This is a genomic window from Streptomyces sp. Tue6028 (genome assembly GCF_002300165.1).
GTDB lineage: Bacteria > Actinomycetota > Actinomycetes > Streptomycetales > Streptomycetaceae > Streptomyces > Streptomyces siamensis.
The window spans coordinates 86,140-100,400 of sequence record NZ_MLCE01000021.1 but is presented as its reverse complement, the minus strand read 5'-3'; the positions used below and the strand labels follow the sequence as shown (position 1 = coordinate 100,400).

Below are 14,261 nucleotides of genomic sequence, written 5' to 3'. Positions count from 1 at the left end.
AATTTTGTCAGCCTGATAGTCCTGGAGACAGCGCCCAGAGCGCTCATGCGGTACGGAAGGACGGTCCCCCCGTGACGGAGGCAGCGGAGCTTCCCCCTGCGCCCGAGCAGGCGCGCGAGGTTTTCGGCGATCGCTTCGCGGACGCGGTGCGGTACGCGGAGCTCTTGGCCGAGGCGGGAGTGAAGCGGGGTCTGATCGGCCCGCGTGAAGTACCCCGGCTCTGGGAGCGGCACCTGCTGAACTGCGCGGTGCTCTCCGAGGTCGTTCCCGAGGGTGTGACGGTGTGCGACGTGGGCTCGGGTGCCGGACTGCCGGGCATTCCGCTGGCGCTCGTCCGTGAGGACCTCAAGATCACGCTGCTCGAGCCGCTGCTGCGGCGCACCAACTTCCTCACCGAGGTCGTGGAGCTCCTCGGTCTCGATCATGTGACGGTCGTCCGTGGACGTGCCGAGGAGGTCATGGGCAAGCTGCCTCCCGTCCACGTGGTGACCGCCCGTGCCGTGGCGCCTCTGGACCGCCTGGCCACGTGGGGGATCCCTCTGCTGCGTCCCTACGGCGAGATGCTCGCTCTCAAGGGCGACACCGCGGAGGAGGAGCTGAAGAGCGCTGCCACGGCCCTGAGCAAGCTCGGTGCCGTGGAGACGTCCGTTCTCCACGTCGGGGACGGGGTGGTCGACCCACTCTCCACCGTCGTGCGCGTGGAGGTCGGCGAGAGCCCTGGTGGTGTGCGCTTCGCCGCCAAGCGAGCCAAGGCCGCCCGAACCGGGCGGGCCCGACGCCGACGCTGACCTCCTGAGAAGGCTACGAACTCCCGGCTCCGCTGTGTGGAGCCGGGAGTTTTTCGTCACTCCACCCCACCAGGTCGGGTGGCTGTCCGTACTCCACACAAGCCTCCAAACCTACGCATCTCGGAGTGTCGCGCGGTGATGGCCTGAGCGGCTAGGCATCGTGTTTCACGTGAAACGTCGCTCACTGTTGCACGGAATCATCAGCCGCGGCCGTGCTGCGGCCGAACCTCGCGACCGAAAGCCTCTCGGTTCACTCGGAGAGGGTGCGGAGTTGTCCACAGAGGTGGATTTCTCCACAGAACAACGGGCCTCGCTGGTTCACGACCCCGAAGGCATGGGAGGCTCTGTTCATTGCGAGCCTGAAGTCGAGGAGAGTGAATCCTTGCGGTCCGACGCCAACATCGCGGGACCGATGACCGATCCGGTCCCCGGTCCCCGTACCGAGTCGATGGGGGAGGATGTTTCACGTGAAACACCGCCCCCGATGGACGACACTCCCATCGGTCGTGCTGCCCAACTTGCGGTTGAGGCGCTAGGTCGCGCCGGCGAGGGCCTGCCACGGCCCGAGCAGACCCGGGTCATGGTGGTCGCCAACCAGAAGGGTGGGGTGGGCAAGACCACGACCACGGTCAACCTTGCCGCTTCACTGGCGCTGCACGGTGGTCGTGTCCTGGTGATCGACCTCGACCCTCAGGGCAATGCCTCCACAGCGCTGGGCATCGACCACCACGCCGAAGTCCCGTCCATCTACGACGTGCTGATCGACAGCAAGCCGCTCTCGGAAGTCGTCCAGCCCGTCCCGGACGTCGAAGGTCTCTTCTGCGCTCCCGCCACGATCGATCTCGCCGGTGCGGAGATCGAGCTGGTGTCGCTGGTGGCGCGGGAGAGCCGACTGGAGCGAGCGATCCAGGCGTACGAGCAGCCGTTGGACTACATCCTCATCGACTGCCCGCCGTCGCTGGGCCTCCTCACGGTCAACGCTCTCGTCGCCGGTGCGGAGGTGCTCATCCCCATCCAGTGCGAGTACTACGCGCTGGAGGGGCTGGGGCAGCTCCTGCGTAACGTGGACCTGGTGCGGGGACATCTCAACCCCGCTCTCCATGTCTCGACGATCCTGCTCACCATGTACGACGGCCGGACGCGTCTCGCGTCGCAGGTCGCGGACGAGGTGCGGAACCACTTCGGTGACGAGGTGCTGCGGACAAGCATTCCGCGCTCGGTCCGTATCTCCGAGGCCCCGAGCTACGGGCAGACCGTTCTGACTTACGATCCGGGTTCCAGCGGTGCTCTCTCGTATCTTGAGGCCGCACGGGAAATCGCCCTCCGAGGTGTCGGAGTGGCGTACGACGCGCAACACGCACACGCGGGTGCGCAGAACGATCAGAACACGGTGGAGGGGATCCAGTGAGTGAGCGACGACGGGGGCTGGGGCGCGGCCTTGGCGCACTGATCCCTGCGGCTCCGACAGGGGAGAGGCCGGCGTCTCCGGCGAGTGGGACGCCCACCTCGCCGGCGGCCGCGCCTGTCCTCACGGCGGAGCGCGGGGTGGCTGCGGCGAAGGTGGCCACGCTGCCGCCTGTTTCACATGAAACGGAGGAACCGGCGGAGGCCGCGTCCTTCGAGCTGCCTTCGGAGCCCGTCGGCGCGCACTTCGCCGAGCTGCCGCTCGACTACATCACTCCCAACCCGCGTCAGCCGCGTGAGGTCTTCGACGAGGACGCCCTCGCCGAGCTGGTCACCTCCATCAAGGAGGTCGGGCTCCTCCAGCCCGTCGTCGTACGTCAGCTGGGTCCGGCCCGCTACGAGCTCATCATGGGCGAGCGGCGCTGGAGGGCCTGCCGCGAGGCGGGACTGGAGGCCATTCCGGCGATCGTCCGGGCCACGGACGACGAGAAGCTCCTCCTGGACGCCCTGCTGGAGAACCTCCACCGCGCGCAGTTGAACCCGCTGGAGGAAGCGGCCGCCTACGACCAACTCCTCAAGGACTTCAACTGCACGCACGACCAGCTGGCTGACCGCATCGGACGGTCCCGCCCGCAGGTCTCCAACACCCTGCGCCTGCTGAAGCTCTCCCCTGCGGTCCAGCGCCGCGTCGCGGCGGGTGTCCTCTCCGCGGGTCACGCGCGAGCCTTGCTCTCCGTCGAGGACTCTGAGGAGCAGGACAGGCTTGCCCACCGCATCGTGGCCGAAGGGCTCTCGGTGCGGGCGGTCGAGGAGATCGTGACGCTCATGGGTTCCCGCCCGCAGAGCGCGCCGCGCTCCAAGGGGCCCCGAGCCGGCGGTCGCGTCTCTCCGGCGCTGAGCGACCTGGCGACGCGCCTCTCGGATCGCTTCGAGACGCGGGTGAAGGTCGACCTGGGGCAGAAGAAGGGAAAGATCACCGTCGAGTTCGCATCGATGGACGATCTTGAGCGCATTCTCGGCAGCCTGGCGCCCGGCGAGGGGCCTGTCCTGCAGAAGAGCCTTCTGGACGACGACTCCGACGACTCGGAAGCCTGAGTCGGCCGAGTAGCCACGCGGCCGCTCTACGGCACGTTCTGCCGTCGGCCCGACCAGTAGAGCGGACTGTGTCCGGTGTGTACCGGAACACGGTCCGCTCTTTGCTTTCTGGCGGTATCGATGGAATCGCATCGTGGATACGATGCGATCGGGTATGGCGCATCCACCTGGCAGCACCTTCATCGGGGAGGCGGGGGCCATGCAAACCGTGAGCCGTACCGGATTGGTGACCGCGGGCCTGGGTCTAGGGGCGGTCGGCGGCTTCGTCGGCAGCCTCCTCAGGGAGCGCAGCGCCTTGACAGCCGCCCGCGATGCCGCGGGTGAAGGAAGCGAGGAACACCCTTCATGGGGCGTCGGCTGGTACCGCTCACGCTGGACAACCTCCAGGACCTTCCCAAGCGCTGCCGCGCGTGTGTCTTCTGGGAACTGGACCCAGTCAGCGGAGAAGCCGCGGTAAAGGCGGGTACACCGGCACTGGAAAAGGAAGCCTGGATCTCCGCGGTCCTGCTGGACTGGGGTTCCTGCGGCCGTGTCGTCTATGTGGACGACGTGCCGGTGGGCTTCGTGCTGTACGCGCCCCCTGCCTATGTCCCCCGCTCCACGGCCTTCCCCACGAGTCCGGTCTCGCCGGACGCGGTGCAGCTGATGACCGCCTTCATCATGCCCGGCTACCAGGGGCAGGGACTCGGCCGTGTGATGGTCCAGACGGTCGCCAAGGATCTGCTGCGCCGGGGCTTCAGAGCGATCGAGGCTTTTGGAGACGCACGGTGGAAGGAGGCGGCGTGTGTGCTCCCCGCCGACCATCTGCTCTCCGTGGGATTCAAGACGGTCCGGCCGCACCCCACCTATCCGCGGCTGAGGCTGGAGCTGCGCTCGACGCTCTCGTGGAAGGAAGATGTGGAGCTGGCTCTGGACCGGCTCCTGGGGGCGGTGCAGAAGGAGCCGGCGCTCCGTCCACTGTGACGGCCGGTCCGGCATCGCTCGATTGCGGTGACGGGACCTCTGCGACGGTCAAGCAAATGGGCCAGCCCTTTCGGGCTGGCCCATTTGTGTTTCACGTGAAACATGCGCCGCTCGCCGCGACGAACACCGACTACTCGGCGATGAACGCCTCGAGGTCGCGCACGATCGCGGCCTTCGGCTTCGCGCCAACGATGGTCTTGGCGACCTCACCACCCTGGTAGACGTTCAGGGTCGGGATCGACATCACGCCGTACTTGGCGGCCGTGGCCGGGTTCTCGTCGATGTTGAGCTTGACGACCTCGATCTTGTCGCCGTACTCGGAGGCGATGGCCTCGAGGGACGGCGCGATCTGGCGGCACGGGCCGCACCAGGCGGCCCAGAAGTCCACCAGGACGGGCTTGTCGCTCTTGAGGACGTCCTCGTCGAAGGAAGCGTCGGTCACGTTCTTCAGGGTGCCGGCCACGGCGGGCTCCTTAACTTGTTGGTGCGGTGGGGCGGGTGAGGGTCAGACGGTGGCAGTCGCGGCAGCGGTCTCGCTGTCCGCGAGAGCGGCGAGGAAGCGCTCGGCGTCGAGAGCGGCCGAGCAGCCCGTGCCGGCGGCGGTGATGGCCTGGCGGTAGGTGTGGTCGACGACGTCGCCGGCGCCGAAGACACCGGTCAGGTTCGTCCGGGTGGAGGGTGCGGCGACCTTCAGGTAGCCCTCGTCGTCCAGGTCGAGCTGGCCCTTGAAGAGCTCGGTGCGAGGGTCGTGGCCGATCGCGATGAACAGACCGGTCACCGGCAGCTCGGAGGTCTCTCCGGTCTTCAGGTTGCGCAGCGTCAGGCCTTCCAGCTTCGGGTCGCCCTTGATCTCGGCCACCTCGCTGTCCCAGACGAACTTGATCTTCGGGTCGGCGAAGGCGCGCTCCTGCATCGCCTTGGAGGCGCGAAGGGAGTCCCTGCGGTGGACGATGGTCACGGACTTGGCGAAGCGCGAGAGGAAGGTCGCCTCTTCCATCGCGGTGTCGCCGCCACCGATCACAGCGATGTCCTGGTCCTTGAAGAAGAAGCCGTCACAGGTCGCGCACCAGGAGACGCCACGACCGGAGAGTGCGTCCTCGTTGGGCAGGCCGAGCTTGCGGTGCTGGGAGCCCGTCGTGACGATGACGGCCTTGGCGTGGTGCACGGTACCGGCGGTGTCCGTGACGGTCTTGATCTCGCCCGTGAGGTCGACGGCGACGACGTCGTCGGGAACCAGCTCGGCGCCGAAACGCTCTGCCTGGGCGCGCATGTTGTCCATGAGCTCCGGGCCCATGACGCCGTCCTGGAAGCCGGGGAAGTTCTCCACCTCGGTGGTGTTCATCAGCGCACCGCCTGCGGTGACGGCGCCCTCGAAGACCAGCGGCTTCAGCGACGCGCGCGCGGTGTAGAGCGCCGCCGTGTAGCCGGCCGGCCCGGAGCCGATGATGATCACGTTACGGACGTCGCTCACGGCTTGATTCCTCGTCTCTGGAGACTGCTGCGTATCCGGTGGGAGCCACTCTCAGTACTCTCACCCCACCCAACGGATCCTAAGGGGCTTCAATTCCCGCTGTGTCCGGGCACACGGAGACGTCGTACCGCACACAGATCCCATGCGGTATCCGGGGACGAGCGGGGTTGAGAGAGACGGCGTCAGGACCGGTCGTACGACTTCGTCAGAAGCAGCTTGCCCGGCGTCGCCGAGCCCTCCTTCTCGCAGGCGTCGTCGACGATGTACGCCGTGACCTTCGTGCCGTCGGATGCGTCGGGTTGGACGACGAGATAGACACTCGTCCCCTTGTACGTACCCTTCTCGGCGCCGAGCACTGCTCCGGCGTTTCCGGTCCCCTGCTGCACGCAGTCGGGCACCGGCACCTTCGGTGTGATCAGAGTGTCGACTCCACCGGATTCCGTGCCCTGCGACTCGGCGCCCCAGGGCTTGGCACTGCCGGACTTGGTTCCCGTGCTCTTGTCCTTGGACAGCAGGTCTGAGACCCGCTGTTCCAGCTGTCCTTCGGAGAAGGTGACCTTCGACGACGTTTCCTGCTGTGCGCGCGTCTGAGGCTCCTTGCCGGAGCCGTCGCCCCCCATGGACTGGACAAGGATCGTGCCCAGCCCCAGAGCGGCGGCGGTGAAGACGGTGCCCAGGACGACCGCCCTGCGCCGCCCGCGCCGTGCTCGGTGGGCACGGCCCGGTCCGGTGGCCGCCCGCGGATGTCCGGAAGGGCGGTCGGTGGGAGCGGGGGAGCCGGAGTCGCCGGCGGACGAGGGGGCTCCTGCGCCGAGCGGCGTGAGAGGAGTGTCGTTGGCGGAGGGATCGGTCGATGTTTCACGTGAAACATCGGCGCGCTCGTCCTGCGCCCGCGCCGCGTGATCAGGCGCCGTGGCGCTCAGCAACGCTTCTGCCGCGAGGGCCGCATCGATACGGCCGGCCACGTCGTCAGGCATACGGGCAGGGCCGGGCATCGTGCCCAGCAGTCCCCGGATCTCCTCCAGCGACTCGTACACCTCGGAGCAGAGTGCGCACTCCTCGAGATGCCGTCGCACGTCCTCGGTACGGGAAGGCGAGAGCAGACCCTCGGTGAGGTCGGAGATCTCCGCGACGTCCGGGTGCCCGGGCGTGTCCGTCGTGGATGTCACGCTCGCCCACCTCCGCCCTTCACAGCAGCTGAATCGCTTGGCCCTGCATCCTGTGGGCCCGCATCGTGCGGTCCCGCTGCCGGTGGGACGGATGTCCCCTGCGTCCGGTTCCTTCGGCCGCCCGACTTCTCGGACTCCTCGCCGCCCCCGGCCGTGCGGAGGTGGGTGAGCAGCGGGAGCAGTCTGGCTCTGCCGCGTGCACAGCGGCTCTTCACCGTGCCGGTGGGGACGTCGAGGATGCGGGCGGCTTCGGCGACGGGATAGCCCTGCATGTCCACCAGGACCAGGGCGGCGCGCTGATCGGCCGGAAGTGTGCCCAGGGCGCCGATGAGCTCGCGGTGGAGGTCATTGCGCTCGGCCGGCGCGGAAGCGGATTCGTGCGGTTCGAGGAGCTGCTCAAGACGTTCGGTGTCGTCGACCGGCGAGGTCTTCCTGGAGGCGGCCTTGCGAGCACGGTCCAGGCAGGCGTTCACCGTGATCCGATGCAGCCACGTCGTGACGGCCGACTGGCCGCGGAAGGTGTGGGCGGCCCGGTAGGCGGAGACGAGGGCGTCCTGGACCGCGTCAGCGGCTTCCTCGCGGTCTCCCAGCGTGCGCAGGGCCACCGCCCACAGCCGGTCGCGATGACGCCGTACAAGCTCACCGAAGGCGTCCGGGTCGCCCGCTACATGGCGGGCGAGGAGATCCTGATCGCTTGCTTCGTCGTATGCGACTTCATCGGCCATCGGACCCCCTCCCCTCCCGCGACGGACGTCAGCCGGTGAACTTCACGTCCGTGATGGCTTGCTTGTAGCCCGGGGAGCTGTAGTTGGCCGAGTCGTTGCCCGAGTACGGCATCGCGGTCAGCCACACGAGCACATAGCGGCTCTTCTTCTGCTTGCCGACCTTCACCTTGGCGGACGTGCCGTTCGTCGTCACCCAGCCGAGCTTCGTCATCGAGCTCAGCGGCGTGGACGAATCCGGTGTGTCGGTCGCGTACAGCTCGACCGTCGTGTGAGGACCGCCGTACCGGAGCGCGAGGTCGGCGGCCGACACGCTCTGGGCGGAGCCGAGGTCGTAGACGATGCCGACGCCGGGCTTGATCAGTATTTTCGGACCTTCTTTGTAGCTGTTGGTCCGCCACCCGGTCGTCGGGCTGTTGTCGTACGTCTTGTCCACGTCGCCCGGGTGCTGGGCATCGCCCTCGGCCACGTACTCCGTGGCGCCCTGGATGGCGATCGGCTTGGTCGGCTTGGTGTTGTCGTCGCTCTTGTCGTTGCCGTCCGTCGTGTGCGTCTGCTTGGTGTCCTCGGGCTTGTCCCCGCGCTCCATGAGCGCGTCCGCGAGCTGCCAGCTGCCGAGGCCCAGAGCGGCGATGAGCAACGCCGACACGGCCCACTTGAGCGCCTTGCCGGTACGACTCTGCAGCGGGGGCGGCGGGGTGGGCAGCTGCTGGGTGGCGCCGGGACGGGTCGCGGGTCGGCCGTAGGTGCCCTGCTGGTACGTCGTGCGTTGGTACTCCGGCGGGGCGGTGAAAGCGGGCTCCGGCGGGCGGATGCGGGGCATCTCGCTGATCGCCTTCACCAGCTCCTCGGGCGTGGTGCACGGCGATTCGTGACGGGAGGCCGTCGCGCCGTCGTTGGCGAGCGCGCGCATGGCCAGCTCCGAAAGCCCCCGGTGGACGCCGGCGCGTACCTGGTCCGGGGCGATGAGGCCGACGCCCTTGGGCAGCCCGGACAGGCCGTACGCGTCGTTCTCGTACGGCCAGCGCTGGGTGAGCGCGGCGTACAGGAGCGCGCCGATCGCCTCCGTGTCCGTGCGCTGCGGGGTGTCGGAGCTGATGCCGCGCAGTGCGGCGTTCACGGCGAGCCCGCGGATGCGCCACTGGCCGGTCGACGTGCGCAGCACGGCGCCCGGCGTCAGACGCAGATGCGCGAGGCCCTCGCGGTGGGCCGCTGCCATGGCCTGGGAGACCTGGCTGACCATCTGGTAGGCGTCGTGCACCTCCAGCGGACCGGCGGCCAGGAGAGCCGTCAGCTCGGTGGCGTCCGGCAGCCACTCGTGGACGACGTAGACGAGGTCGTTCTCCTCGACGGCGTCCAGGACCTGGACGAACCGAGGATCGCCCAGCAGGGCGGACGACCGGGCCGCCGCCAGCACCGAACGGGCCCGCGGATGATCGGCGGGCAGTAGATGCACGCCGACGGCACGGCGGAGTTTTTCGTCCACCGCACGCCAACTGCTGAAACCGTCCAGTCGGGTGACGCACTCCTCGAGGCGGTAGCGCCTGGCGAGTTTGTGACCGCTGTGCAACTCGGGCGGTGAGGCCTTTCCGGGATTCTCGATCCCGCCGCTCCCCTGTGCCTCTTCGCTGTCCGTCTCCCGCTCCCGGTCCTGGGCCACCCCGTCGGACGTGGACTGGTCCGCCTTGGCGGTCAGCGGCTCGTCACCGCTGTTGTCTGCCACGTCGACGGCAGCCGTGCTCCGTTCCGCCACCGTCGTTCCCGCCTCCCCATCCGTTGCGCGCTGTCCGACGCAGAAACCAATTGTGCCCACAGTCCGGCGCTATGCACGACACACGGCGACGGACGATGGTTGTGCGCGTACCCCCGCCTCAGCGCCCCAGGCGCCCGCGGACCATTCCGACCATTGAATTCAGCTCTTCGATGCGCATCTTGCGCGCGGCGACGTAGAAGACGCCGAGGAGGGCTACCGAACCGACCAGCAGCGCCGCGATCGATCCGATGACCCCGTCCCCGAGGGCCTCGGTGACCGCGAAGCCGATGGCGCCGCCCACCACGGCGCCCGGGACGGCGGCCAGGCCGAGACGCGCGTACGTGCGCAGGACCTGGGCTCCGTCGAGGTCGCCGCCGAGGCGCTTGCGCAGCCGCTGCCAGGCCACTCCGACACCCACGGCGTAGGCCAGACCGTACGCGCCGGCCATGCCGACGACGGCCCATTCCGCGGGCAGGATCACGTAGCACAGGGCCGAGGCGGCGGCGTTGACCGCGGCCACGATGACCGTGTTGTAGAAGGGGGTGCGGGTGTCCTCGTACGCGTAGAAGCCGCGCAGGACCACGTACTGCACCGAGAACGGGATCAGGCCGAGACCGAAGGCCATGAGCACGTAGCCCATCGACTGGGCGGCGTCGATGCCGCTGGCGCCGAAGAGCAGCGTGCACATCGGGATGCCCAGGGCGACGAACATGAAGGCCACGGGGACGATCGCGACGGCCGAGGTGCGCAGGCCGTGGGAGATGTCGTCCCGCACCGCGCCGGCGTCGCCGTCGTGGGCGGCGCGCGAGATCCGGGGGAGCATCGCGGCCATGACCGAGACGGTGATGATCGCCTGCGGCATGCCCCAGATCAGCTGTGCGTTCGAGTAGGCCATGATGCCCGCACCGCTCTTGCCCGAGGTCTTGCCCGCGGCGGTGGCGAGCTGGGTGACCACGAGGACGCCCGCCTGGTTGGCGAGGACGAAGAGCACGGTCCATTTGGCGAGCTTGACGGCCTTGCCGAGGCCGTGGCCCTTCCAGTCGAACCGCAACCGGAAGCGGAAGCCGGTTTCGCGCAGGTACGGCACCATCGCCAGGGCCTGCACGACCAAGCCGAGCAGCGTGCCGACGCCCAGCAGCCGGACTCCGTCCGCGGGGATGTTGTGGACCGACATACCCGAGTCGCCGGACGTCCCGTAGACCCACAGGAACAGCCCGAAGGTGGCGATCATGACGATGTTGTTGAGGACCGGGGTCCACATCATCGCGCCGAACTTCCCGCGGGCGTTGAGGATCTGCCCCATGACCACGTGGATGCCCATGAAGAAGATCGTGGGCAGGCAGTAGCGGGCGAAGGTCACGGCGACGTTGTTCGAGGCCGGGTCGCTGGCGACGGAGTCCGACATCAGCTGGATCAGCAGCGGCGCCGCGAAGACCACGATTGCGACGATCACACCGAGGGCGACCATGACGAGGGTCAGCAGGCGGTTGGCGTAGGCCTCACCGCCGTCCTCGTCCTCCTTCATGGATCGCACCAGCTGCGGCACGAACACGGAGTTCAGGCCGCCGCCGACGGTCAGGATGTAGATCATGGTCGGCAGCGTGTAGGCCACCGTCCACGCGTCACCGAGAGTCGCGGCGCCCAGGGCAGCCGTGATGATCATGGTCCGGACGAACCCGGTGAGCCGGGACACCAGCGTGCCCGCCGCCATCACGGCGCTGGACTTCAGCAGACCCGAGGCCCGCCCGCCGGACTGCCTCGACGCGGGTGCGGCGGCGGGGGCCGCCGGTGCCGCGGCGGCCGGAGCCGGTTCGGGAGCCGGTGCGGGGACACCGGGCGTGGCGGCGTACTCCCCGGCCGGAGCGGCGTACTGCGGACGGCCGCCGCTCTGCTGCTGATCGCGGAAGAGATGGGCGAACGCGTCGGGCTCGTGGCGCTCGTCACCGGCCTGGGTGACCAGGTCGTCGACACCGACGTACTGCGTGGTGCGCGCGTCGTCTCCGTAGGGCAGGTGGCGCGTGGGGCCGGCCGGCTCGGGCGGGGGCGTCTGGGCCCACACGCGCGGGTCGGGGGCGTGCTGAGGCGTGGGGGGCTGCGCGTAGAGCGCCTGCGGCGGGTAGTACGTGCCGGGAGGCGGCGGGGGGTGCGCGGCACGGTCGTAGAGCGCCTCGGTCACCGGATCCTGGGCCGAGAGGTCCTGGCCCCGGTAGGGATCCTGGTTGTAGGCGTCCTGGAAGTACATGTCGGCCGGGGGGCCCGGCTGCGTCTGACCCTGCTCCGGCGGGGGGCCCTCGGGGTAGCCCTCGGAGTATCCGTCCGGGTAGCCCGAGCTGCCCGCGCCCTGGCCGCGGTCACCGTTGTACGGCGCGTTCATGGTTACCCCACCTCATCGTCCCCGGGCCGACCGGCCACGACATCGCTCAACGGTCCACTCTCTCACCCGTCCCGGACGGGTCGGCGCTTTCCGGTGCGGTGTCCGGTGTCGGGTCACTCGGGTGCTCCGGGTCGTCTGCCCCGGACTCCGCTTCGGACTCCCTTTCGGGGCCCTTCGCGGAGTCTTCGGTGTCCTCAGTGTCTACGGTGCCGTCCGCATCCTTGTTCACGGCCTCGTCCTCGGGACCGTCCTGCGCCTCCTCGGCCTGCCGGGCGGCGGCGCGCTTGCGCTGTGTGTACATCCGGAAACCGGCGAGGACGAGCAGCAGGACGCCACCACCGATGACCAGCATCACCGTCGGGGTGAACTCGGTGACCTTCACCTCGAAGGTGACCTCGGGACCGTACGCCTGACCATCGGCCGTGTACAGCTGCGCGACGACCATGACGGGGCCGTTCGCCTCGGCGGAGGTGGTGAACTTCACCGACTGGCTGTGCTCGCCGGCGACCTTGATCGGCTGCTCGTAGTAGGGGCCGTTCCCGATCTTGAGACGGTTGGGCTTCTTCGACGTGAGACGCAGCACCAGATTGTCGACGCCCTGAACCAGGTTGTTCTGCACCGTCACGGGGATCGTGGCGCTGCGCCCGGAGAGCTTGGCGTCGGACTTGTCGATCAGCCGGACCAGCCCGGTCAGGTTGTTGAGGTACGCCTCGACGCCGACACGGAAGGTGGCCGCCTCGGCGGGCCTGCCCCGCCACGACGTGGACATCCCACGGTCTATGGCCCGGCCGAACGGGGTGGCCACGCGGGACTTGTCGGTGAGGATCACCTGGAAGTTGTCGAGCTTGGTCTGCGTGGCCTGGATCCGCTCGAAGGCCGAGCGCGGCAGCTCCTGCTTCCGCAGCGAGGACGGGTAGGCGGACGCCGAGGGCACCTTCGTGGTGGCGGAGGGGTCCGGCTTGGCCTTGGCCGCGGCGGTCAGGCCCTGGGACTCCGACCAGTTCCCCTCCTGGAGGGCCTTCAGCGCCTGTGCCATCGTCTGAGCCTGGCTCGCGGACGGCATGCGCTGCGGGGCCACCACGATGCTGCGCTGCTCGTCCTCCTGCAGGTTGATCATCAGGCTCTGGGCGAGGAATTCCTGGATGGCGAGCGTGGAATTGGCGGCCTTCGTCATGTCGCCCTGGAACTGGGTCGACAGACGGGAGTCCGCGACGACCGCGGTCGTCCCGCCGCCGATGGGGCGGGCCGCGCTCGGCGTGTACGAGAGTCCGCCCGTCTCACGCATGCTGTCGCTGCGGGCGATCACCGTGTCGGCTCCCGCCGAGGTGGCCACCTTGACGATCGAGGGGTCCACGGCGCCGTCGGCGGGCCAGGCGAACTCGGTGCTCGGCTTCACATGCAGGATCGTGTCCACCGTGCTGGCGGCCACGTCGGTGGCCTCCTTGAGGTGGCTCAGCGAACCGGTCACGTCCTTGCCGTTGTGCGCCAGCGAGGCGAGGTCGGGGTCGGCGAAGGGGAGAGCGACGACCTTCTTGTCCTGGACCGTCTTCTCCAGCTTGTCCAGCCAGGCCTGGGCGACCGCCTGGTTCTTCCCGGCCGTGGTGGTGCCGTCGGGGCCCTGGATCCGGTAGCTGTCCCGCATCGCGTCCACGGAGGCCAGCAGGTCCGGGTCGAGGACCCAGGTCACGTCGAGATCGCTGCCCAGGGACAGCATCTGGTCCAGCCGGCCTCCGGGAGAGAGCTCCTTGGCCAGCTCGTCGTTCTTGAAGACGCGGGTCTGCTGCTCGTCCGATCCGGTCTCGGCCGTGAGGTGGACCGTGGAGATCAGCGGCCAGAGGTACGTCGTCCTGGTCTTGGTGTCTGCCGCCTCGGGCTGCCAGGGCAGGAACGTCCGCTCGATTCCGAGCACCTGGTCCCACTGCTGGGCCGCGGTCCGTCCGGTGAGCGAGACGGCGAGCTGGTAGACGCCGTCGTCGCCGAGATCCAGCTCCTTGACGGGCACCGAGATGCTGAAGCGCTGCGAGACGCCCGCCGCGAGTTCTGAGAACTTCGCCACGTACTTGCCGCCGACCTCCGCCGCGTCGAGGCCCGGCTGGAAGCTGGTGCGCCGTGCGGCGACGTCGATGGCCGAGCGGCTGTTCAGGGAGGGCCCCACACGCAGGCCCACATGGGCGTCCGTGATCTTCTGCTTGCCCTTGTTGGTGACCGAGCCGGAGACGGTGACCGTGTCGCCGTCCGTGGGGACGCTGGGGGTGAGCGAGTCGAGGGACACGTCCACCGTGCCGGAGCCCGTGGCTCGGGCCGCAGAGGCCTTCTGGACGGCTTCTGCGGGCGCGCTGAGGGGCAGCTGGAGCAGCCCTGCCAGCAGCGGTGCCCCGGCCAGCAGCGCTCCGCTGCGCCGGAGCCACCGGCGGGCAGGTGAGGGACTCGTCCCCTGGAAGTCTGCCGCCTCGGCCACGCGCTCGCCCGTCCCTCGTCGTCGTCAGTGGTCGTCGGAATGTGCGTCCACGCATGGTAACGAT

The 14,261-nt window shown here is 68.9% G+C and carries 11 protein-coding genes; 4 read left to right on the top strand and 7 right to left on the bottom strand.

Annotation, left to right across the window (positions count from 1 at the left end; all coding sequences use genetic code 11):
• Positions 1 to 71 precede the first annotated feature (71 nt).
• The 4 genes from rsmG to BKI49_RS18800 all read left to right on the top strand — a co-directional run bounded on the left by rsmG (position 72) and on the right by BKI49_RS18800 (position 4,250).
• A complete protein-coding gene (gene rsmG / locus BKI49_RS18815; protein ID WP_095935441.1) occupies positions 72 to 788 on the top strand; it encodes a 16S rRNA (guanine(527)-N(7))-methyltransferase RsmG in 717 nt (238 codons plus the stop codon).
• A gap of 334 nt (positions 789 to 1,122) precedes the next feature.
• A complete protein-coding gene (locus tag BKI49_RS18810; RefSeq protein WP_078629360.1) occupies positions 1,123 to 2,196 on the top strand; it encodes a ParA family protein in 1,074 nt (357 codons plus the stop codon).
• On the top strand, positions 2,193 to 3,287 hold the full coding sequence (locus tag BKI49_RS18805) for a ParB/RepB/Spo0J family partition protein (RefSeq protein ID WP_095935440.1): 1,095 nt from the start codon (positions 2,193 to 2,195) through the stop codon (positions 3,285 to 3,287). Before BKI49_RS18810 ends, BKI49_RS18805 begins: the two co-directional genes overlap by 4 nt.
• Before the next feature lie 345 nt (positions 3,288 to 3,632).
• Positions 3,633 to 4,250, top strand: coding sequence for a GNAT family N-acetyltransferase (locus tag BKI49_RS18800; RefSeq protein WP_095935439.1), 618 nt, complete (start codon positions 3,633 to 3,635; stop codon positions 4,248 to 4,250).
• 130 nt (positions 4,251 to 4,380) lie between these two features.
• Here BKI49_RS18800 and trxA read toward each other — a convergent pair whose 3' ends face one another.
• From trxA to BKI49_RS18765, 7 genes are all read right to left on the bottom strand, one after another.
• Positions 4,381 to 4,713: a thioredoxin gene (gene trxA / locus BKI49_RS18795; RefSeq protein WP_028804102.1), complete on the bottom strand. Its 333-nt coding sequence runs from the start codon at positions 4,711 to 4,713 to the stop codon at positions 4,381 to 4,383.
• Positions 4,714 to 4,755: 42 nt separating this feature from the next.
• The gene (gene trxB, locus BKI49_RS18790) at positions 4,756 to 5,721 is read right to left on the bottom strand and encodes a thioredoxin-disulfide reductase (RefSeq protein ID WP_095935438.1); all 966 of its coding nucleotides are present in this window, start codon (positions 5,719 to 5,721) and stop codon (positions 4,756 to 4,758) included.
• Between the two features lie 182 nt (positions 5,722 to 5,903).
• Positions 5,904 to 6,890: a hypothetical protein gene (locus tag BKI49_RS18785; protein ID WP_095935437.1), complete on the bottom strand. Its 987-nt coding sequence runs from the start codon at positions 6,888 to 6,890 to the stop codon at positions 5,904 to 5,906.
• Entirely contained in the window at positions 6,887 to 7,615 is a 729-nt protein-coding gene (sigM, locus tag BKI49_RS18780) for an RNA polymerase sigma factor SigM (RefSeq protein WP_095935436.1), read from the bottom strand. Before sigM ends, BKI49_RS18785 begins: the two co-directional genes overlap by 4 nt.
• A gap of 28 nt (positions 7,616 to 7,643) precedes the next feature.
• Positions 7,644 to 9,365 (bottom strand): protein kinase family protein, encoded by a 1,722-nt coding sequence (locus BKI49_RS18775; protein WP_095935435.1) that lies wholly within the window; start codon positions 9,363 to 9,365, stop codon positions 7,644 to 7,646.
• A 118-nt stretch (positions 9,366 to 9,483) separates the two neighbouring features.
• On the bottom strand, positions 9,484 to 11,739 hold the full coding sequence (gene murJ / locus BKI49_RS18770; protein WP_095935434.1) for a murein biosynthesis integral membrane protein MurJ: 2,256 nt from the start codon (positions 11,737 to 11,739) through the stop codon (positions 9,484 to 9,486).
• Between the two features lie 46 nt (positions 11,740 to 11,785).
• On the bottom strand, positions 11,786 to 14,197 hold the full coding sequence (locus BKI49_RS18765) for a DUF6049 family protein (RefSeq protein ID WP_095935433.1): 2,412 nt from the start codon (positions 14,195 to 14,197) through the stop codon (positions 11,786 to 11,788).
• Between the last annotated feature and the right edge of the window lie 64 nt (positions 14,198 to 14,261).

Excerpts from the sequence above, each read along its gene's own strand:
- BKI49_RS18810 (WP_078629360.1), top strand. The coding sequence starts at position 1,123 with ATGGGAGGCTCTGTTCATTGCGAGCCTGAAGTCGAGGAGAGTGAATCC.
- BKI49_RS18800 (WP_095935439.1), top strand. The coding sequence starts at position 3,633 with ATGGGGCGTCGGCTGGTACCGCTCACGCTGGACAACCTCCAGGACCTT.
- sigM (WP_095935436.1), bottom strand. The coding sequence starts at position 7,615 with ATGGCCGATGAAGTCGCATACGACGAAGCAAGCGATCAGGATCTCCTC.
- murJ (WP_095935434.1), bottom strand. The coding sequence starts at position 11,739 with ATGAACGCGCCGTACAACGGTGACCGCGGCCAGGGCGCGGGCAGCTCG.